General features: G+C 69.1%; 22 protein-coding genes. 8 read left to right on the forward strand and 14 right to left on the reverse strand.

Annotated elements, in window-relative coordinates:
- Window positions 1–31 precede the first annotated feature (31 nt).
- The 3 genes from prcB to dop form a co-directional block, all read right to left on the reverse strand.
- Window positions 32–868: a proteasome subunit beta gene (prcB, locus tag CVV72_RS09415; protein WP_219152068.1), complete on the reverse strand. Its 837-nt coding sequence runs from the start codon at window positions 866–868 to the stop codon at window positions 32–34.
- 77 nt (window positions 869–945) lie between these two features.
- Window positions 946–1,140, reverse strand: a complete 195-nt coding sequence (locus CVV72_RS09420; RefSeq protein ID WP_037319666.1) for a ubiquitin-like protein Pup — start codon at window positions 1,138–1,140, stop codon at window positions 946–948.
- 97 nt (window positions 1,141–1,237) lie between these two features.
- Window positions 1,238–2,740, reverse strand: a complete 1,503-nt coding sequence (dop, locus tag CVV72_RS09425; protein ID WP_034306632.1) for a depupylase/deamidase Dop — start codon at window positions 2,738–2,740, stop codon at window positions 1,238–1,240.
- Between the two features lie 43 nt (window positions 2,741–2,783).
- Between dop and CVV72_RS09430 the strand changes: the two genes are divergently transcribed.
- On the forward strand, window positions 2,784–3,302 hold the full coding sequence (locus CVV72_RS09430) for an NUDIX hydrolase (protein WP_219152070.1): 519 nt from the start codon (window positions 2,784–2,786) through the stop codon (window positions 3,300–3,302).
- 160 nt (window positions 3,303–3,462) lie between these two features.
- Here CVV72_RS09430 and CVV72_RS09435 read toward each other — a convergent pair whose 3' ends face one another.
- From CVV72_RS09435 to CVV72_RS09445, 3 genes are read right to left on the reverse strand one after another with little or no spacing between them, the layout of a single operon-like run.
- The gene (locus CVV72_RS09435; protein ID WP_219152072.1) at window positions 3,463–4,068 is read right to left on the reverse strand and encodes a hypothetical protein; all 606 of its coding nucleotides are present in this window, start codon (window positions 4,066–4,068) and stop codon (window positions 3,463–3,465) included.
- Window positions 4,069–4,122: 54 nt separating this feature from the next.
- Window positions 4,123–5,076: an aldo/keto reductase gene (locus tag CVV72_RS09440; RefSeq protein WP_219152074.1), complete on the reverse strand. Its 954-nt coding sequence runs from the start codon at window positions 5,074–5,076 to the stop codon at window positions 4,123–4,125.
- Window positions 5,073–5,417, reverse strand: a complete 345-nt coding sequence (locus CVV72_RS09445; protein ID WP_125678154.1) for a hypothetical protein — start codon at window positions 5,415–5,417, stop codon at window positions 5,073–5,075. The genes CVV72_RS09440 and CVV72_RS09445 overlap by 4 nt, the downstream gene beginning before the upstream one ends.
- Window positions 5,418–5,560: 143 nt before the next feature.
- Between CVV72_RS09445 and CVV72_RS09450 the strand changes: the two genes are divergently transcribed.
- Entirely contained in the window at window positions 5,561–6,472 is a 912-nt protein-coding gene (locus CVV72_RS09450) for a DMT family transporter (protein WP_219152076.1), read from the forward strand.
- A 54-nt stretch (window positions 6,473–6,526) separates the two neighbouring features.
- Here the strand turns inward: CVV72_RS09450 and arc are convergent, their stop codons facing one another.
- Entirely contained in the window at window positions 6,527–8,329 is a 1,803-nt protein-coding gene (gene arc / locus CVV72_RS09455) for a proteasome ATPase (RefSeq protein ID WP_219152078.1), read from the reverse strand.
- 362 nt (window positions 8,330–8,691) lie between these two features.
- On the opposite strand from arc, the gene CVV72_RS09460 reads away from it, so the two are divergent.
- Window positions 8,692–9,513 (forward strand): hypothetical protein, encoded by an 822-nt coding sequence (locus tag CVV72_RS09460; RefSeq protein ID WP_219152080.1) that lies wholly within the window; start codon window positions 8,692–8,694, stop codon window positions 9,511–9,513.
- 7 nt (window positions 9,514–9,520) lie between these two features.
- On the forward strand, window positions 9,521–9,976 hold the full coding sequence (locus CVV72_RS09465) for a hypothetical protein (protein WP_219152082.1): 456 nt from the start codon (window positions 9,521–9,523) through the stop codon (window positions 9,974–9,976).
- Between the two features lie 199 nt (window positions 9,977–10,175).
- Here CVV72_RS09465 and CVV72_RS09470 read toward each other — a convergent pair whose 3' ends face one another.
- Window positions 10,176–11,000, reverse strand: a complete 825-nt coding sequence (locus CVV72_RS09470; RefSeq protein WP_219152084.1) for a tRNA (adenine-N1)-methyltransferase — start codon at window positions 10,998–11,000, stop codon at window positions 10,176–10,178.
- 98 nt (window positions 11,001–11,098) lie between these two features.
- Complete coding sequence (locus CVV72_RS09475; protein ID WP_219152086.1) at window positions 11,099–12,250, reverse strand: M50 family metallopeptidase; 1,152 nt, start codon at window positions 12,248–12,250, stop codon at window positions 11,099–11,101.
- Window positions 12,251–12,378: 128 nt separating this feature from the next.
- Between CVV72_RS09475 and CVV72_RS09480 the strand changes: the two genes are divergently transcribed.
- From CVV72_RS09480 to CVV72_RS09490, 3 genes are all read left to right on the forward strand, one after another.
- On the forward strand, window positions 12,379–13,272 hold the full coding sequence (locus CVV72_RS09480) for a RecB family exonuclease (protein WP_005150226.1): 894 nt from the start codon (window positions 12,379–12,381) through the stop codon (window positions 13,270–13,272).
- Between the two features lie 9 nt (window positions 13,273–13,281).
- Window positions 13,282–14,067, forward strand: coding sequence for a thioesterase family protein (locus tag CVV72_RS09485; protein ID WP_219152088.1), 786 nt, complete (start codon window positions 13,282–13,284; stop codon window positions 14,065–14,067).
- Between the two features lie 67 nt (window positions 14,068–14,134).
- On the forward strand, window positions 14,135–15,070 hold the full coding sequence (locus CVV72_RS09490; RefSeq protein WP_034306615.1) for a ParA family protein: 936 nt from the start codon (window positions 14,135–14,137) through the stop codon (window positions 15,068–15,070).
- 69 nt (window positions 15,071–15,139) lie between these two features.
- Here CVV72_RS09490 and hisG read toward each other — a convergent pair whose 3' ends face one another.
- From hisG to CVV72_RS09515, 5 genes are all read right to left on the reverse strand, one after another.
- The gene (gene hisG / locus CVV72_RS09495; protein WP_219152090.1) at window positions 15,140–15,985 is read right to left on the reverse strand and encodes an ATP phosphoribosyltransferase; all 846 of its coding nucleotides are present in this window, start codon (window positions 15,983–15,985) and stop codon (window positions 15,140–15,142) included.
- Between the two features lie 32 nt (window positions 15,986–16,017).
- Entirely contained in the window at window positions 16,018–16,281 is a 264-nt protein-coding gene (locus CVV72_RS09500) for a phosphoribosyl-ATP diphosphatase (protein WP_034306611.1), read from the reverse strand.
- Between the two features lie 72 nt (window positions 16,282–16,353).
- The gene (locus CVV72_RS09505) at window positions 16,354–16,845 is read right to left on the reverse strand and encodes a methylated-DNA--[protein]-cysteine S-methyltransferase (RefSeq protein WP_219152092.1); all 492 of its coding nucleotides are present in this window, start codon (window positions 16,843–16,845) and stop codon (window positions 16,354–16,356) included.
- Between the two features lie 16 nt (window positions 16,846–16,861).
- Complete coding sequence (locus CVV72_RS09510) at window positions 16,862–18,325, reverse strand: AlkA N-terminal domain-containing protein (RefSeq protein ID WP_219152093.1); 1,464 nt, start codon at window positions 18,323–18,325, stop codon at window positions 16,862–16,864.
- A gap of 56 nt (window positions 18,326–18,381) precedes the next feature.
- Window positions 18,382–19,062: an HAD family phosphatase gene (locus CVV72_RS09515; protein ID WP_219152094.1), complete on the reverse strand. Its 681-nt coding sequence runs from the start codon at window positions 19,060–19,062 to the stop codon at window positions 18,382–18,384.
- Between the two features lie 177 nt (window positions 19,063–19,239).
- Between CVV72_RS09515 and CVV72_RS09520 the strand changes: the two genes are divergently transcribed.
- Window positions 19,240–20,139: a PAC2 family protein gene (locus CVV72_RS09520; protein ID WP_219152095.1), complete on the forward strand. Its 900-nt coding sequence runs from the start codon at window positions 19,240–19,242 to the stop codon at window positions 20,137–20,139.
- Window positions 20,140–20,199 lie beyond the last annotated feature (60 nt).

The raw sequence follows: 20,199 nt of genomic DNA on the forward strand, positions 1-20,199 counted from the left end.
GCTCTCATCGGGAAGGGACAGGGAAGGACGGCTAGCGCCCGCGCTCGGCTCGCACGGCCACGACGGCCTCGGCCACCGCCGTCGTATGCTCGAGCGGCAACGCCACCGCACCCTGCTCCGCGGTGACCGTCACGATCGTCGGGAAGATCCGGCGCACCAGATCCGGCCCGCCGGTCGCGGTGTCGTCGTCCGCCGCGTCGTACAACGCCTCCACCGCCGTCCGGATCGCGGCTTCGGCGTCCGCGTCCGGGTCGTACAGCTTCTTCAGCGAGCCCTTCGCGAACAGCGAACCCGAACCGATGGCGTGGTAGCCCGCGTTCTCCTCGTAGCGGCCGCCGGTCGCGTCGTACGAGACGATGCGGCCCGCGTGCTTCGCGTCCTCGGCGTCGAGGTCGTACCCGACGAACAGCGGCAGCACGGCCAGCCCCGCCATCGCCATCTCGAGGTTGGACTTCACCAGCCCCGCGAGCTTGTTCGTCTTACCGTCGAGCGAGAGCGAAACACCCTCGATCTTCTCGTAGTGCGCCAGTTCGACCGCGTACAGCCGCACCATCTCGATCGCCAGCCCGGCCGAGCCCGCGATGCCCACGGCCGAGTACTCGTCGGTGACGTGGACCTTCTCCATGTCGCGCGAAGCGATCAGGTTGCCCGACGTCGCCCGCCGGTCACCGGCGATCAGCACCCCGCCCGCGAACTTGACCGCGACGATCGTCGTCCCGTGCGGGGCGTCCAGCCCGCCCGCCCCGGCCGAGACCCGCCGCTCCGGGAGCAGCTCGGGCGCCTGCGCCCGAAGGAAGTCCGAGAACGACGAGGTCGCCGACGAGAAGTACGCGGCGGGCAGCGCCGACTTACCCGAGGTGTGTTCCATACGTGCTCAAAGTTCCAATCTGTGTGATCCGCCGGCTCCGCACAGGCGGCCCCGGCCCGGGGCCGCCGGAAGACGAGTTACTCGCCGCCCTTTTGCACGTAGGCGCGGACGAAGTCCTCGGCGTTCTCCTCGAGCACGTCGTCGATCTCGTCGAGGATCGTGTCGACGTCCTCGCCGAGCTTCTCGCGCCGTTCCTGCCCCGCCGGACCGCCGTCCTCGAACTCTTCGTCCGAGTCGCCGCCGCCGTGCTTTTCGATCTTTTCCTGAGCCATCTCGCCTCCCGGTGTGGCCGATGTTTCCTAGCCTACCCAGCGGTCCCGACAATCCGTGGGATCCGTGATCGCTTAACCCCGATGAAAGGAAATCCCGCTAGTCCGAACCGGTGAGGGCCTCCACCAGCTCCTCGGCGGTCGCGGAGTCGTCCAGCAACTTCCCCACGTGGGCCTTCGTGCCCCGCAACGGCTCCAACGTCGGGATCCGCACCAGCGATTCCCTGCCGACGTCGAAGATGACCGAATCCCACGACGCCGCGGCGATGGAGTTGGCGTACTTCTCCAGCGTGCGGCCCCGGAAGTAGGCCCTGGTGTCCGAAGGCGGAGTCGTGACCGCCTCCAGCACCTCCTCCTCGGTCACCAGGCGCTTCATCGAACCCCTGGTGACGAGCCTGTTGTACAGGCCCTTGTCCAGCCGGACATCCGAGTACTGCAGGTCGACCAGCCGCAGCCGCGGCGCCCCCCAGGCCAGCTGGTCCCGCGCGCGGTAGCCCTCGAGCAACCGCAGCTTCGCCGGCCAGTCCAGCCTGTCCGCGCATTCCTGGGGGTCCCGCGCCAGGGCGTCCAGGATCTCGCCCCACACCCGCAGGACCTCCTTGGAGGCCTCGTCCGCGCCGGTGCGCTCCAGGTTCGCCGCCGCGATCTCGTGGTAGGCGAACTGGAGGTCCAGCCCGGTGTACTTGCGCCCGTTGGCCAGCGACACCTTCGCCTTCAGCGTCGGGTCGTGGCTGATCTGGTGGACGGCCCGCACCGGTTCGTCCAGTTTCAGGTCGTCGAACCGGATGCCCGCTTCGATCAGGTCCAGCACCAGCGCCGTCGTGCCGACCTTGAGGTACGTCGAGTACTCGGCCAGGTTCGCGTCGCCGATGATGACGTGCAGACGGCGGTACTTGTCCGCGTCGGCGTGCGGCTCGTCGCGGGTGTTGATGATCCCGCGTTTGAGCGTGGTCTCCAGGCCGACCTCGACCTCGATGTAGTCCGAGCGCTGCGAGAGCTGGAAACCCGCTTCTTCGCTCTGCTGCCCGACACCGACGCGGCCCGAACCCGTGATCACCTGACGGGACGCGAAGAACGGCGTCAGCCCCGCGATCACCGCGGTGAACGGGGTCGACCGCTGCATCAGGTAGTTCTCGTGCGTGCCGTAGCTCGCGCCCTTGCCGTCGACGTTGTTCTTGTACAGCTGCAACGGCGGCTGTCCCGGCACCGTGGCGGCCTTGCGCGCCGCCTCCTCCATGACCCGTTCGCCCGCCTTGTCCCAGATGACCGCGTCGCGCGCGTTCGTCACCTCGGGCGCCGAATACTCGGGGTGCGCGTGGTCGACGTACAGCCGCGCTCCGTTGGTCAGGATCACGTTCGCCGCGCCGAGGTCCTCGACGTCCGGGTCGTGTCCCGGACCGCTCGGGCCGGTCAGATCGAACCCGCGCGCGTCGCGCAGGGGCGATTCGACCTCGTAGTCCCACCGTGCCCGCCTTGCCCGCGGCACATCCGCCGCTGCCGCGTAGGCCAGCACGACCTGGGTCGAGGTGAGTACCGGGTTCGCCGTCGCGTCGCCCGGCACCGCGATGCCGTACTCGACTTCGGTTCCCATGATCCGCCGCATACCCACCACCCTACGGGGTCCGGGCCGTGCGACGATGCCCCCCATGTCAGGCAGTGACGAACTCGTTGCGCTCTATGACCTCGGCGGAACCGTGGTGGGAGCGGCCACTCGCTCCCGGGTCCGCGCCGAAGGACTCTGGCACGCGGCGGGCGTGGTGTTGGTCCGTTCGAGTGACGGAAGCTCCGTTTACGTGCACCTGCGCACGCCCACGAAGGACGTCTATCCCTCCACTTGGGACTGCTGGGCGGGCGGCATCGTCGCGGCTGGTGAGACACCGGAGGAATGCGCGCGCCGGGAACTCGCTGAAGAACTGGGTGTCCACGGAGCGGAACTACGGCCGCTTTTCGTCCATGTCACCGACGACGACACGATCCGCTGCCACAACTTCGCGTTCGAAACACGGTGGGACGGCCCCTTCGTCCATCAGCCGTCCGAAGTCGTCGAAGGACGTTGGCTGACGCTGGCCGAATTGCGTTCGTGGCTCGACGATCCGGAGAGCCGGTTCATCCCGGACGGCCGTCTCGGCGCGCTGGAGTGGTTCCGGCGGGAGAACGCCCGCTAGGGCGCGTTTCATAAGCCGAGTTCGCGGTCTTCGCGCCCAGGCGGCCCCTGACGGCACGGGCGGATGCGGCCGAGTACGACCCGGTACGAGGCCGATCCGCCCGCACCGCCAGGAACCACCTGGATCACGAAGCCCATCGAACAGGCTTATGAAACACGCCCTAGGCCGAACGGAGGCGCTGCGCGACGATCGGCAGCAGCCGCTTCGCCGCCTCCGTCGCCCTCGCCTCGGTTCCGGCCGTGACACTGAGGGCTGAGACGAGCTTCCCCTTGGCGAGCAACACCGTGCAGGTCGTGCCGTCGCACCACGCGCGCTGGACCTCTATGCCGGTTTGCTTCGCGAGAGTGACCTTCTTGCCGTCACAGTCCGCCCGGAGGACGACGTCCGAAGCGGCGCGACCGGTGTACTCGGTGACCTGATGTTCCAGCGTCGATCCGCTGGGATACGACCACGCGATCGAGCGGCTCGTGTCCCGGGTCAGACCGGTCAGGCAGCCGGACATCCTGCTCTCGCCGGGAACGACCTCCTCCTCGGCGACGTCCTCGTCGGTCAGCAACGCGGCGGAAACGGCCGCGGGGACGGGGGCCCGGGTCGACGACGGCGGCACCGGGTTGGCCTGCGGCTTCACCGAAGGCTGCGACGGCTCGACCGTGGGTGTCGGTGTCGGATCGTCGTAGTAGGTGTCGAGGTCGTTGGGACGGTCGGCGCACCCCGACAGACCGAACAGCGCGACCGTCGCCACCGCGAACACCTGCCGATGACGCACCCTCGAGCCCTCCCGGCTTCCGCCTGACGTTTGCCGCGAGACTAGTCCAGCCCCTCAATGCCAGCCGAGGCAGGATCGGTGCCGCCAGTAGGCGACCGGTTCCTCCGCGAGCGCGGCCAGCTCCGCGAGTTCGTCTTCGGCGAGTTTCACCTTCGCGGCAACGAGATTCTCCGCGAGCTGAGCGGTGCTCGACGGGCCGATGACCGCGATCGGACGCCAGTCCTGCGCCAGCACCGCCGCGATGGCCACCGCGTCCGGACCCGCGCCGTGCTCCCGCGCGATCCGCGCGAGCGGCGACGGCGGCTCGACCACCAGACGTCCGTTCGCGACGGTTTCCTTGACCAGCACCCGTTTTCCGGCGGCGTGCGCGTCGGCGAGCGCCGGGCCGGCGGACGGTTCGAGCAGGTTCCAGGTCGACTGCACGGCGCTGAAGACCGGCGTTCCGGCCACCTCCAGCTCGAACGCCCGGCGGACCGTGTCCGCCTGCGACGGTCCGGACGTCGAGAACCCCACCGGCACCCCGTCCGCGGCGAGTTCCGCCAGCGCGCCGATCAGGCGGTCGTCGGTGAACAGTGGACTGTCCACAGTGAGCGAGTGGACTTGGTAGAGCGAGATCGCCTTTCCCAGCAGACCGACGGATTCGGACCACTGTCCGGCAAACCGCGCCGCGGTGTGCTCCTTGACCTCGTGCACCTCCGCGTCGAGCTTCCACTCCCCCACGTAGCGGTAGCCCCATTTGCTCGACACGGTGACGTCCGGGTGGCCGCGGCCGGCGAGCCAGCCGGCGAGGAACTCCTCCGACGAACCATACGAACGGGCGACGTCGATCCAGCGGACGCCCGCGCGGTACGCGTCGTCCAGTACGTCATGGGTCGCCGCGCGCATCGCCTCGAATCCGCGTCCGGGAGGCAGCGCGTCGACCCGGCCGAGATTGATGTACGCGGGCCTGCCGAGCGCCGCCAGCCCGACGGCGATCCGGTCTCCGACAGGGGTTTCCGAGTCTATCACCGGGCTCCTTCGTTCTTGTGGCGGAGGATCGCGAGCCACTGACTCGAGTTCTGCGCCTGCCGATGAAGCTTTTCGAGACGCGCCGCCGGAGCACGAACGTAACCCTTGCCGAAGACCGGCGCGATCTGGCGAAGGCTGGCGCCCTCCTCCCTGGCGGCGAGCAGCGCCCAGTCCGACGCGTCGGCACAGGCCGCGGACGCACGGCGCAACTCCCCCAGGATCTCGATGAGCTCGGGGGCGCTCACCTCCCCCGCCCGGACGGCGGCCGCCGTCGTTTCCAGCCAGGCCAGGACATCGGCTTCGGTGATCGGCGCGCGCGGGCGCCCGGAAGATTCGCTCACAGCCCACGAGTATAGGTCGTTATACAGAAGATTCGGGTGAACGCCACGCGCGAGTCTTCGGACACATCGTCCGAAAACCGCTGGAGCGCAACGGGCTTCCGGGATTCACTGAACCCTTGCTTGAGGATTCAGGAGAAGGACAATTGGGACGTTTCGGTATCGCGATCCGGTTCGCGGCGCTCGCGGTCGTCTGGGGTGCGAGTTTTCTGTTCATCAAGGTCGGTCTCACCGGCCTGTCGCCCGCTCAGGTCGCGCTCTCGCGCATCTGCCTCGGCGCCGTGGCGCTGATCGCCATCGCCGCGTGGCGCCGTAAGCCACTCCCCCGCGATCCGGCGCTCTGGGGCCATCTCGCGGTCGTCTCCGTACTGCTGTGCGTCATCCCGTTCCTGCTCTTCTCGTGGGCCGAGCAGTACATTTCGTCCGGGCTCGCCAGCATCTTCAACGCGACGACCCCGCTGATCACGATGCTCATCGCCGCCGCGGCCCTGCCGTCGGAACGGTTCACCAAGGCCCGCACGACGGGCCTGATCCTCGGTTTCCTCGGCGTGCTCACCATCGTCGGGGTCTGGCAAGGGATCGACGTGTCCCACGAACTGACCGCGCAGCTGGCATGCCTCGGCGCGACGACCTGCTACGGCATCTCGTTCGTCTACGTGCGACGGTTCATCTCCTGGCGGAACCTCGACGCGCCCACCGTCGCGCTCGGACAGGTCTGCTGTGGCGCCGTGGTGATGCTGGTGCTCGCGCCGTTCATCGCGACGACCCCGGTCCGCCTGGACACGCCGATCGTGCTCAGCATGATCGCGCTCGGGGCACTGGGCACCGGGCTCGCCTACGCCTGGAACGCTTCGATCATCGCGGCGTGGGGCGCGTCGAACGCGTCGGCGGTGACCTACCTCACACCGGTCGTCGGCGTGCTGCTCGGCGTGCTGGTCCTCGACGAACCCTTGGCGTGGAACCAGCCTGTCGGCGCGCTGCTCGTCGTCCTCGGCATCCTGGCCGCTCACGGGCGGCTGAGCGTCCGCAAGAAAGCCCGGGAACCCGTACCCGCGTGACGCGAAAGGGCCCTTCGCCGCAGCAGCTGCGGCGAAGGGCCCTTTCGGCTTGCCCTACAGGTACTGACCGGTGTTCGTGGCGGTGTCGATCGCCCGCCCCGAATCCTGGTTCTTGCCGGTGACGAGCGTGCGGATGTACACGATCCGCTCGCCCTTCTTGCCGGAGATCCGGGCCCAGTCGTCCGGGTTGGTGGTGTTGGGCAGGTCCTCGTTCTCCGCGAACTCGTCGACGATCGCGTCCAGCAGGTGCTGCACGCGCAGGCCGGGCTGCTGGGTCTCCAGCACCGACTTGATCGCCGACTTCTTCGCCCGGTCCACGATGTTCTGGATCATCGCGCCCGAGTTGAAGTCGCGGAAGTACAGGACTTCCTTGTCACCGTTGGCGTAGGTGACCTCGAGGAACCGGTTTTCGTCCGTCTCCTCGTACATCCGCTCGACCGTGTGCTGGATCATCGCGTCGAACGTCGCCCGGCGGTCCCCGCCGAACTCGGCGAGGTCGTCCGCGTGGATCGGCAGGCCATCGGACAGGTACTTGGAGAAGATGTCCTTCGCGCCTTCGGCGTCCGGACGCTCGATCTTGATCTTGACGTCGAGCCGGCCCGGCCGCAGGATCGCCGGGTCGATCATGTCCTCGCGGTTGGAGGCGCCGATGACGATGACGTTCTCCAGGCCTTCCACACCGTCGATCTCCGAAAGCAACTGCGGGACGATCGTGGTCTCCACGTCGGAGGACACGCCCGAACCGCGGGTGCGGAAGATCGAGTCCATCTCGTCGAAGAACACGATCACCGGGGTGCCTTCGGAGGCCTTTTCCCGAGCCCGCTGGAAGATCAGGCGGATATGCCGCTCGGTCTCCCCGACGAACTTGTTCAGCAGTTCCGGACCCTTGATGTTCAGGAAGTAGGACTTCCCGTCCGCCGCGTCGCCGCGGGCTTCCGCGACCTTCTTGGCGAGCGAGTTGGCCACCGCCTTGGCGATGAGGGTCTTACCGCAGCCAGGAGGCCCGTAGAGCAGGACGCCCTTCGGCGGGCGCAGCTGGTACTCCTGGTAGAGATCAGCGTGCAGGAACGGAAGCTCGACGGCGTCTCGGATCTGCTCGATCTGCCGGGTGAGGCCACCGATGTCCTCGTACCGGACGTCGGGCACCTCCTCCAGCACGAGATCCTCGACCTCCGCCTTCGGCACGCGTTCGTAGGCGTAACCGGCTTTCGAGTCCACCAGCAGGGAATCGCCCGGCTTGAGGGGCTGTTCGGCCAGCGGATCGGAGAGCAGGACGACCCGCTCCTCGTCCGCGTGCCCGACCACGAGCGCACGGGGGCTGCCGCCCTCGACGTCCGGGGCCAGCACCTCGCGCAGCGCGCAGACCTCGCCGATCCGCTCGAAGTCACCGCCCTCGACGACGGTCAGCGCCTCGTTGAGCCGCAACGCCTGTCCGCGCTGAAGCGACGAGACCTCGACCGCGGGTGAGACCGAAACCCGCATTTTGCGGCCCGCGGTGAACACGTCCACCGTGTTGTCCTCGTACGCGGTGACGAACACGCCGTAACCGCTCGGAGGCTGGGCCAGCCTGTCGACCTCCTCTCGCAACGCGAGCAACTGGCCACGCGCCTCGCGGAGCGTCTCGACCAGTTTCGTGTTGCGTTCCGTGAGTTGGCTCACTCGTTCCGACGCCTCGGCGAGTCGCTGCTCCAGCACTCGGTTCTGACGTGGCGAATCGGTGAGCTTCCGGCGCAGCAGGGCGACTTCCTCCTCGAGGAAGCGGACTTGACGTGCCTGCTCGTCGGACGTGGTTCCAGCTCCGGTCATTTCTGAAGGGTCGGCCTCCTCGCGCCGACCTCCGGGAAGGTCATGATGCATCGGGCACCTCCTCGGAGTGCTTTTCATTCCACGGTACCGGCGATCACCGACAATAAAAGGCCTTTCCGCATCACAAGATCGGCGCGTCGCGTTCCGGACGGCCCGCCAGCACGTACCTTCGCGCCGCGCAAGGGGCCATCCCGGTGCCGGGTCCGGTGCACTCATGGTCACAATCCGTCCACCTGGCCTGACCTGCGGCGGAATACCCGGCTCCGTCCGGGTGCAAACGGGATTCCGGTATCAGTTCGGCCCTAATCGAGCGGCGATCCGGCTCGATGGCTAGCATCGGGCGACGTTCGCCGGGGAGGCGGACCCGCAGGTCATGTTGAGCATTTTCGCAGAACAGCTAGGGGGCACCAGCCATGACTTACCCGCCGCAGCAGCCCGGCGGCTACGGACAAGATCCGTACGGCCAACAGGGCGGGTACCCGCAGAGCGGCCCCCAGCCGCAACAGGGATACCCCGGTGGCGGCCAGTACGGACAGGACCCGTACGGCCAGCAGCAAGGCGGCTACCCGCAGAGCGGTCCTCAGCCCCAGCAGGGATACCCCGGCGGCACGCAGCAGTTCGGCCAGCCGGATCCGTATGGGCAGCAGGGCGGCTACAACGCCTATCCGCAGGAAGGCGGGTTCGGCGGCGGAGAGCCACCCAAGAAAAAGAAGACCGGCCTGATCGTCGGCATCGCGATCGGCGCGGTCGTTCTCGTCGGTGGCGGTGTCACCGCACTGGTCATCGCGCTGAACTCGGGTGACGACAACCCGACCGCCGCGCCGCCCACCAGCAGCGCCGCCCCGTCGGCAGCGCCGTCCTCGTCGTCGCAGAAGCCGAGCTCGACCCGGACCAGGTCCAGCTCGCCCAGCACGTCGTCGACCAAGAGCTCAGGTCCGGCGCCCGGTGGCAAGGCCACCCCGCAGGAAGTCTTCGAAAGCGCCGCGACCTCGTACAGCGCGGGTGACAAGAAGACCTTCCTCGACCTGATCTGCCGCAGTGAGAACACCAAGGACGAGGGCAAGCCGCTCGACCCCATCAAGCTCGAGATCACCGAGCCCGCCAAGGAGAGCGGCGACCGGGCGACCGGCCGTTACCGCGCCACCCAGGGCACCAAGATGGCGGAAGGCACGATCACGGCGGCCAAGGAATCGGACCTGTGGTGCCTCAAGGACATCAAGGCCGACAAGAAGTGACCTGTCCGTGACGGTGAGCCACAAGCTGACCGCCGTGGCGGTGGTTTGTGGCGCGGTCGTGGCCGGGGTCGTGGTGGGGCTGCTCCTGGTGGCCCCCTCCGGCTCCGACCCGGCCGCGTCGAGTACCGGCACGCCTGCACCACCGCCCGCTTCGTCCCGTCCGGTGCCGGTGGATCCGGACGTGGCGGCGGTCGAGGTGGTCGGCAAGGCGATCGCCGCGGCCATCGTCAACCACGACGCGACCGCGTTCGGGAAACTGACCTGCGTCCAGCAGTCGTCGGCCGATCTGGCCGAACTCGGCCGGAAATGGGCGGCGGCGGGCAAGGTGACCGCGACCATTCCGGATCCGCCGGTCGTCAGCGGCGACTCCGCCACCGTGACCGTCCATGTCGAAGGCGTCGGCGGGCAGAAGGACACGCCGTTCCCGCTCAAGAAGCAGGGCGGGAAATGGTGCGTGCCCTGACGTTTCGGGGTGGAGCCAAGGGTCGCTCAGGTTCCTGCTGAGGGCCGGGCCTGGCTGTCCGGCACCGCCCCGGCGATCATGTCGCGAAAGCCACTTTCGAGACGTCTGATGTCCTGAAAGTGGCTTTCGCGACACCACATCCAGAACCCGCAGGCCTCGGCTCGAGCCCGAAATGCCCGCGCACGACCGGTGGTGGCGATCAGCCCTTGCCGGAGCGGCGGTGCACCCGCGGCGAAACGGTGCCGTCCGCCAGGCGGCGCGCCGTCAGCAGGAACGCGGTGTGCGCGACCATCCGATGGTCCGGCCGCACCGCGAGGCTCACGACGTGCCACGGCCGCATGAGGGTCTCCCACGATTCCGGCTCGGTCCAGCACTGCTGGTCCCGCAAGGCTTCCGTGATCCGCGAAAGTTGTGTGACCGTCGCCACATAGACCGTGAGCACCCCGCCCGGCACCAGATGCGCGGCGACCGTCTCCAACTGGTCCCAGGGCGCCAGCATGTCGAGGACGACGCGGTCGACCTCGCCGGTGTGCGTCGACAGGTCCGCGACCGTCAGCGACCAGTTGTCCGGCTTGTGGCCGAAGAACTTCTCGACGTTCCGCTCGGCGTGTTCGGCGTGGTCGTCCCGGATCTCGTAGGACTGCACGGTCCCTTCCGTACCGACCGCCCGCAGCAGCGAACAGGTCAGCGCGCCGGAGCCGGCACCCGCCTCGAGCACTCGGGCGCCCGGGAAGATGTCGCCCCACATCACGATCTGCGCGGCGTCCTTCGGGTAGATCACCTGCGCGCCACGCGGCATCGACAGCACGTAGTCCGGCAGCAGCGGGCGAAGCGCCAGATAGTGGCTGCCGCCGGCCGAAGTGACGACCGAACCCTCCTGCGCACCGATCACGTCGTCGTGCGCCAGCGCGCCGCGATGGGTGTGATACTGCTGTCCCTCGGCGAGGACCATGGTGTAGTGCCGCCCCTTGGAGTCGGTCAGCTGAACCCGGTCACCAACACGAAACGGCCCTCGGACCGACACTGAACCTCCATACGCGCGAATGCATGAGCCCATGCCGTCCTCGGCGGGAAAGAGTGCCTCGGACGGGACGACCGATCCTCGCAGGTGGCCGCACCGCGCTACGCCGGGGGTCGGCTCCGCGTCAGCGCGGCGCGCAGGTCTTCACGCCTGAGCACCCCCGCGGGCCTGCCTTCGTCGTCCACGACGAGGAACTGCCACGCGGCCGTTTCCCGGACCCGCTCGGCGATCTCCTCCCCCGACTCCGACGAAAGCAGCACGGTGTCGGCCCGGATCGGCTCCGCGGCCATCTCCGCGGGCGCGTGCGGCGACGTTCCGGCGAGCTGTGCCGCGGCCGTCTCGTCGAGCAGGCCCGCCGCGACGCCGTCGGCACGCACCAGGACCACCCCGCGGCCCGCCGAAGCGGCCAGCGCGTCCGAGACGGGGCTTTCCGCCGGAAGCTGGAGAACGGGACGGACGAGTTCGCTCAGTCGAACCCCTTCGGGCCAGCCGCGGCGGGTTTCGGCGGCGAGTTCGCTTCGGGCGCCGAGGATCACGAACCACGCCGTCACCACGCAGACACCGAGCCGGAGCCAGCGGTCCTCACTGCCCGCGGCCAGCCCCCACAGCGCCCAGACGACCAGTCCGGCGGCGACGACACCACCACCGACGACCGCCGCCCGCGTGCCCTTCTCACGGCGGCCGGTCGCCGCCCAGACCCCGGCGCGGACCAGCCTGCCGCCGTCGAGCGGAAGCCCGGGAAGGAGGTTGAAGATCCCGACGGCGAAGTTCGCGACGGCGCATTCGGCGATGAGCAGCCAAGCCGCGCTTTCCGGCGGGACGGCGAACATGAGCAGCCCGCAGAAACCGCCCAGCAGCAGCGAAACGATCGGTCCCGCGGCGGCGACGAGCCCTTCCTGCCTCGGCTCGCGAGGTGTCCTGGCGACCTCGGAAAGGCCGCCGAGCAGGAACAGCCGCAGGCGCCGGACCGGGATGCCGAGCCGCAGCGCGACCAGGCAGTGCCCGAGTTCGTGCGCGAGCACCGAAAGTCCGAGAAGGACCGCGAACGCGGCCGCCAGCAGCCACGAGGTCAGCGTCGTCGCGCCGGGCAGGAACCGCTCGACCAACGGTGTGTAGAGCACCACGATGATCAGGGAGCCGACCCACCACGAAGGGGCCAGCAGCACGGGGATCCCGGAAACGCGGAACAGCAGGAGCCCGCCCTCTGGTGCCACGCCTCGTCGAGGCGGGCCCTGCTCACCCGTCACCGCCATGTGTCAGAGCGTAGATGCCCAGGTGTGGGGTGCCGGTAACCCGCCCTTCCCGTCCGGGTGGTGTCGGTCATGCCGCTCCGGTGCGTTGCGGTCCCGAAACTGTCGGTGCCCGGCGATACGCTCATCCCATGCCCGACACCGACACGGTCACCGCCGATCCGCCGCCCGGCGCCGAAGTCCCGCGCCGTCGGCCGGCCCTGTCCCCGTCGCGTGCCAGCGACTTCAAACAGTGCCCGCTGCTCTACCGGTTCCGCGCGGTCGACAGACTGCCCGAGATCCCGACGAAGGCCCAGCTGCGCGGCACGCTGGTGCATTCCGTGCTGGAGCGCCTGTTTTCCCTTCCCCAAGCCGACCGCACCCCTCCGCAGGCCAAAGAGCTGCTCGCGCCGGCTTGGGAGGACCTGTCCGCGGAACGTCCGGAATGGATCGAGCTGTTCGACCAGGACGATCCCGAGGCCGTCACGTCGTGGCTCTCGTCGGCCGAGCAGCTCGTCGACACCTACTTCGGCCTCGAAGATCCGCGCCGGCTGGAACCCGAGGCGTGCGAGCTGCACGTCGAGATCGAGCTGGGCTCGGGAGTGCTGCTTCGGGGCTACGTCGACAGGCTGGACGTCGCGCCGACCGGCGAGATCCGGGTCGTCGACTACAAGACCGGCGCCGCGCCCCGCGAGATCGGCGAGGCCAAGGCGATGTTCCAGATGAAGTTCTACGCCGTGGTCCTCTGGCGGCTTCGCGGTGTCGTACCACGCCAACTGAAACTGATGTACCTCACCGACGGGCAGTCCCTGGCCTACACGCCCGACGAGGGTGAGCTGATCCGCTTCGAACGCACGCTGGAGGCGATCTGGCAGGCGATCCTCAAAGCGGGCAAGACCGGCGATTTCCGCCCGAATCCGAGCAAACTCTGCGCGTGGTGCGACCACCAGGCGCTCTGCCCGCAGTACGGCGGCACTCCCCCGCCGTATCCCGGCTGGCCCGAGCCGGATCCCGGCGAGGAGTCCGTATTGGACCGTGCCGATTAGGGTGCCCCTGTGACAGAAGCCTTCTACGTGCCGTCGGGTGACGGCGTCTTCCTCCCGACCCCGCATACCGCGGGCCCTTGGACTCCGGACGCACAGCACTTCGGGCCGCCCTCGGCGTTGCTGGTCCGCGCGCTCGAAGAGGTCGAGGCGCCGCACGCGAGCCAGCTGGCACGGGTGACGGTCGAGATCCTCGGGCCCGCTCCGCTGAAGGAGCTCACGGTGCGGGCGTGGGTGGAGCGGCCGGGCAGATCGGTCGAGTGGCTGGTCGCCGAGCTCGCCCATGGTGAGCGGGTCGTCGCCCGTGCGTCGGCGTGGCGGATCGCGACTTCGGACACCACGGCGGTGGCCACCGCGGAAGGTCCGGCGTTGCCGTCGCCGGAGGGGCTGCCGGCGTCCTCCTGGCCGGAGGGCTGGCACGGCGGGTACCTCGACGCCGTCGAGTGGCGACGGGTCAAGGGCGCGCTGGACGCGGCGGGGCCGGCGACCGTCTGGGGCCGTCAGCGCGTGGCGCTCGTCGACGGGGAGAAGCCGAGCCCGCTGCAGCGGCTGTTCGTCCTCGCGGACTCGGGCAACGGGATCTCGAACTTCCTGGATCCGCGTGCGTGGTGGTTCATCAACTCCGAGCTGACGGTGCACCTCCGCCGGCCGCCGCTGGGCGACTGGGTCGGCGTCGACGCGGCCACCCTGGTCGGCCCGAACGGCATCGGGACGGCGACCACCACGCTGCACGACGCCTCGGGCCCGCTCGCCTCCGGCGCTCAGGCTCTCCTGGTGCGACCGCGACAGGCGGGCTGATAGACGCGCTTTCTCGGCGGGTTTCCAATAGCCTTCCCGGAACAACAGACACAGGGAGCGCTTCGGCATGCAGATCACCTCGGTGGTCAACCAGAAAGGCGGGGTCGGCAAGACCTCACTCAGCGTGGGCGCGGCGGCCGCACTGGCCGAACGCGGTCGCCGGGTGCTGCTGATCGACCTCGACCCACAGGGCCACGCGACCACCGAACTCCTCGGGCTGGACGAGGTGGCGCACGACATGCCCAGCCTGGCCAAAGCCCTGACCAAGGTGTGGAAGGGGCCCATCGAGGAACTCGCCGTGCGGCATCCGCGCAGCAACCTCGGCCGAGGCGGCGCGTTCGACGTCATCCCGACCTCACCGGGCATGTTCGACCTGATCCGGCGGCTGGACCAGTTCCGCGTACCCGGCTGGCAGCTGGCCAGGGTCATCCAGTTCGCGAACTACGACCACATCATCATCGACTGCCCGCCCGCGCTCGACGTCCTGACCAACAACGCGCTCGCCGCTTCGCACGGCATCCTGGTACCCGTGCAGCCGGACCGGACGAGCATCCGCGCGCTGCGCCTGCTCGCGGACCAAGTGCGTTACGTCGAACAGACCGTCGGCCGTCCGCCGATCGCCTACTACGGCCTCGTGCCCGGTCTGTACCGCCGCCCGATCTCGCACTACGCGGCGGCGGCGTTGCAGGAGCTGTACGCGTTCGGGATCCCGATGCTGTCGCACGTCCCGCTCGGCGTCGTGATGAACGAGGCCGCCGCGCACGGCGTACCGGTGACGACGTACGCGCCGGAAACCTTGCAGGCGCTGTCGTTCCGGGAGATCGCGGCGACACTGGACGGCTACCTGCAGAACCATCCGGCCGCGGCGATCGTGCCCGCGGACGAGGAGTTCGTCTTCGAGGACTTCATCACCGAGGTGTCGGTGACCCGCAGCGCGAAGGACAACGGGGCTCGCAAGAAGCTCTACGACCTGATGCCCAAGAAGCCCAACCGGCCCCGGTAGCTTTCGCGCGTGAAGGCCCCCTTCCCTCGGCTGAGCCGAGGGAAGGGGGCCTTCACGCGCAAGCCGATCTTAAAGGCGGCAGGCCCGGATGTCCGAAGCCAGCACGGCCTTGGCGCCGGTCTCGGCGAGTTCGTCCATGATCCGGTTGACCTCCTTGCGCGGCACCATCGCCCGCACGGCCACCCAGTCTTCGTCCGCCAGCGGCGCGACGGTCGGCGACTCGAGCCCCGGCGTGATCGCGATGGCCGAGTCCAGCAGGGACCGCGGGCAGTCGTAGTCCAGCATCATGTAGTGCTGGGCGAAGACGACACCTTGGAGCCGTGCCTTCAGCTGGTCCTTCGGCCGGGTGTGCTCGGTGCCGGCCCGCTGCAGCAGTACCGCCTCCGACACGCAGATCGGATCCCCGAAGGCCACGAGGTTGTGCTGGCGCAACGAACGGCCGGACTCGACGACGTCCGCGATGGCGTCGGCGACGCCGAGCTGGATCGAGATCTCGACGGCACCGTCGAGGCGGATGACCTCCGCCTCCACTCCGTGCTGCTTCAGGTTCTCGCGCACGAGGCGCGGGTACGACGTCGCGAGCCGCTTGCCGTGCAGGTCCTCGGCCTTCCACTCCCGGCCCGCGGGGGCGGCGTACCGGAAGGTGGAACCGCCGAAGCCGAGGCCGAGGATCTCCTCGACCGGGGCGCCGGAGTCGAGTGCGAGGTCGCGGCCGGTGATGCCGAGGTCCAGCTCGCCGGATCCGACGTAGATCGCGATGTCCTTGGGGCGCAAGAAGAAGAACTCGACCTCGTTGACGGTGTCCAGCACGGTCAGGTCGCGTGCCTCATGTCGCCTGCGGTAGCCGGCCTCTCCGAGCATCTCCGACGCGGCGGCGGCGAGGGCTCCCTTGTTCGGCACGGCGACACGCAGCATTGCTTCTCCTTGGTTCTCCGGACGCGAAGGCGTCACAGGTACCGGTACACGTCCTCTGTCGACAGTCCTCGGCCGAGCATGAGCACCTGTACGCGGTACAGCAGCTGTGAGATCTCCTCGGCGAGCCTGTCGTCGGATTCGTGCTCGGCGGCGATCCACACCTCGCCCGCCTCTTCGAGCACCTTCTTGCCTTGCGCGTGCACTCCCGCGTCGAGCGCGGCGACGGTGCCGGAACCGTCGGGCCGCGTGCGGGCGCGGTCGGCAAGCTCGGCGAACAGCTCATCGAAGGTCTTCACAGTCTGGAGATCCTTCCATCCGCGCCCGCACCGCGCTGCCCCGGGCCGGTGTGGTGCCGGTCGCGTCACACTTCAGAACAGCACCGCGCCACCCCGCTCGAAGTCGAGCAGGTGCCGCTTCCGTTCGACGCCGCCACCGTAACCGGTGAGATCGCCGTTGGAACCGATCACCCGATGGCACGGAACGATGATGCTGATCGGGTTCTTCCCGTTCGCGAGCCCGACCGCGCGCGACGCGGTGGGCCTGCCGAGCCGATCGGCGAGCTGGCCGTAGGAGACCGTCTCGCCATACGGGATCCCGAGCAGTCCTTCCCAGACCATCCGCTGGAACGCGGTGCCGCCGAAGCTCAGCGGAAGATCGAAATCCTTCCGCTGACCGGCGAAGTACTCCTTCAGCTGTTGCTCGGTGTCCACGAAGATCCGTGAACCCGGGTCCGGATGGCCGAACGTCTCCTCGGCCGGGCGATGCCGCTGCTGGACCATGTACACCCCGCAGAGGCTTTCGCCGTCCGCGACCAGGGTCAGCTTGTCGTACGGGCTGTCGATGACGGTATGCGTGCGCACGGCGCTCCTCGGGAATTCAGGCGGCGGGCAGCCGGTTGATCGGGTGATCTCCGGTCGCCCAGAGGTGTTGGACGGCGTAGGCGCGCCACGGGCGCCAGCGTTCGGCGTGCGTGGCGAACGCGGCCGGGCCCAGCCCGAGACCTTTCGCGGCGACCTTGACGCCGAGATCGGTCGGCAGGAAGGCGTCCGGATCACCGAGCGAGCGCATCGCGATGCTCTCGACGGTCCACGGGCCGAAACCGGGCAGCGCGTGCAGCCGCTCGCGGGCTCGCTGCCAGTCACTTCCCGCGCCGAGGTCGAGGTCGCCGTCGTTCAGTTCGGCCACGAGACCGAGCAGGGTCCGCTTGCGGCTCTGCGGCATCGCGAGGCTTTCCGGGTCGATGTCCGCGAGCGCGGCGGCGTCCGGGAAGAGGTGGGTGAGACCGCCGTCCGGGTCGTCGACGGGGGCGCCGTGCGCGAGGACCAGCCGGGCGGCGTGGGTACGGGCCGCGGCGGTGGACACCTGTTGGCCCAGTACGGCGCGGACGGCGAACTCGTCACCATCGACCGTCCTCGGCACCCGCCTGCCCGGCGCGGCGGCCACGAGTGGCCCGAGCAGCGGGTCCGCCGCCAGTGCCCCGTCGACCGCGACCGGGTCCGCGTCGAGGTCGAGCAGGCGGCGGCAACGGCTGATCGCGGTCGAGAGGTCCCGCAGGTCCGAGAGCGTGAGGCGGCAGCCGATGTAGCCGTCCTCCGGCTTGAGCGCGACGACGGCGGGGCCGTGCGGGAGCCGCAGTGTCCGGCGGTACGCGCCGTCGCGCCATTCTTCGACGCCGGGGACGCCTGTCGCGACCAGATGCCCGAACAGATTGTCCGGGAACAACGGCTTCCGGTACGGCAAGCGCAGGCTCAGCGTTCCGGGGGCGACGGCAGGCGCCGTGCGGACCCGGGCCCGCAACTCCGTCGGAGACAGGGCGAAGACCTCTCGCACCGTGTCGTTGAAGGTCCGGACGCTGCCGAAGCCCGCGGCGAGGGCGACGTCGATCATCGACAGCCCGGTCGTCTCGATGAGCAGCCGCGCGGTCTGCGCCCGCTGGGCGCGGGCCAGGCTGAGCGGGCCGGCGCCGAGTTCGGCGCGCACATGCCGCTCCACCTGCCGGACGCTGTAGCCCAGCCGGGCGGCCAGCCCGCTGACGCCGTCGGTGTCCACGACACCGTCGGCGATCAGCCGCATCGCCCTGGCCACCAGGTCCGCGCGCTCGTTCCACTGCGGCGAACCCGGGCTCGCGTCCGGGCGGCATCGCTTGCAGGCGCGGAACCCGGCCTCCTGCGCGGCCGCCGCGCTCGGATAGAACGTCATGTTCTCCGGTTTGGGCGGGACCACCGGGCAACTCGCCCGGCAGTAGATCCGCGTCGTCAGGACCGCGGTGAAGAACCAGCCGTCGAACCGGGCGTCCTTCGACTGGACCGCCCGGACGCACCGTTCGAAATCCTCATGCACCCGGCAAGCATCACCGACCGCACGGGGCGAGGTCTAGCGAAAATGCGACATGGCGGTCAGGGCAGGAGCGCGGTCAGCGCCGGCACGTCCAGACCCACCAGCGACGAGCGGAACACGCGCCGTTCACCCGGTTCGACGTCGACGTCGTTCGGGATCACCACCACCGTGCAGCCCGCGGCGGCCGCGGAAGCCGCGCCCGGCGGTGAATCCTCGACCGCGACACACCGGGATGCCGGGACCCCCAGCAACTCCGCGGCCAGCTGATACGGCCTGGGATTCGGCTTGTTCAGACCATCGACCTCGTCACCGCAGACCGTGGCGGCGAAGTGCTCGCGGCCGATGGTGTTGAGCGCGAGTTCGGTCAGCGACCGTTCGGTGGAGGTGACCAGGGCCATCGGGACACCGTTGGCGCGCAACAGTTCGAGCAGTTCCTGTGCGCCGGGGCGCCACGGGAGCGGGCCGTCGAACAGGTTGGCCGTACGGCGGCGGATCCACTCCCCCATCTCCGTGATCGACTCGGGTGTGACGGGCCTGCCGCAGACTTCGAGGAGGAACGCGGCCGTGTCGTCCATATTGGACCCGACGAGACTCAGGCGCTGTTCCTCGGTCAGGCTGCCACCGAGGCTTTCGACGGCCTCGTAGAGCGCGACGTCCCACAGCTTCTCCGAGTCGACCAGCGTGCCGTCCATATCCCACAGCACGGCGGCGAGTCCGTCCAGTGTGGACGGTTCGGTCACGGTTCCCCCTCGAGATCGGATGGACCTTCTCCGGTCCACGGTAGCCGAGACGGATTCACGTCGGCGGTGCGGTCGCTGCCCGAAATGCCGTGTACGTCGGTTCCGTACGGTTCGCCCCGGCGCAACGCCACCGGACATGCCCAACGCCACGGAGCCGCCTGGTCGTAGGCTGGTCCGGTGAGTGAGCCCGTCGACGAGACCCAGCGGCCCGGCCGCGACCACCCGGATGACAGCAAGCCGATCATGATCGTCGCCTTCGAAGGATGGAACGACGCAGGTGACGCGGCCAGCCGGGCGGTCGAGCATCTCCAGCTCAACTGGGATGCGACACCGCTGAGCGAGCTGAGTCCTGACGAGTATTACGACTTCCAGGTCAGCAGACCGACCGTACGCATGGTGGACGGCGTCACCCGAAGGGTCGACTGGCCGACCACACGGCTTTCGGTGTGCCGCCCGGAGGGCTTCAGCCGCGACATCGTGCTGGTCCAGGGGCCGGAACCGAACATGCGCTGGCGTGCCTTCTGCGGCGAACTGCTGGAGCACATCCAGCAACTCGAAGTCGCCACGGTCGTCACCCTCGGCGCGCTCCTGGCCGACACCGCGCACACTCGCCCTGTCCCGGTCACCGGGACGGCGTACGACAAGGACACCGCTTCGCAGTTCGGCCTGGAGCTGAACAACTACCAGGGGCCGACCGGCATCGTCGGAGTCCTGCAGGACTACTGCGTGCAGGCGGGCGTCCCGGCCGTGTCGATCTGGGCGGCCGTGCCGCACTACGTCTCGCACCCGCCGTCGCCCAAGGCCACGCTGGCGCTGTTGCACAAGCTCGAGGACGTCCTCGACGTCGAGATCCCGCTCGGCGCCTTGCCCGAGCAGGCCGAGGAGTGGCAGCGCACGGTCACCGAGATGGCCGAGGAGGACGAAGAGATCAGCGAGTACGTCCGGGGGCTCGAGGAGCGCGGCGACGCGGAGACCGAGTTCACGCTGGACGACGTGAGCGGGGACAAGATCGCGGCCGAGTTCGAGCGGTACCTGCGGCGGCGCCGTCCCGGCCAGGACGGCCCAGGACGCGGCTGAACTCCGGCCTCTGGCCTCGGTGCCGGTCCGTGAAGGCCTCCTTGAGGGACTCTGGGTCCC

The organism is Amycolatopsis sp. TNS106 (assembly GCF_019330265.1).
Classification (GTDB): domain Bacteria; phylum Actinomycetota; class Actinomycetes; order Mycobacteriales; family Pseudonocardiaceae; genus Amycolatopsis; species Amycolatopsis lurida.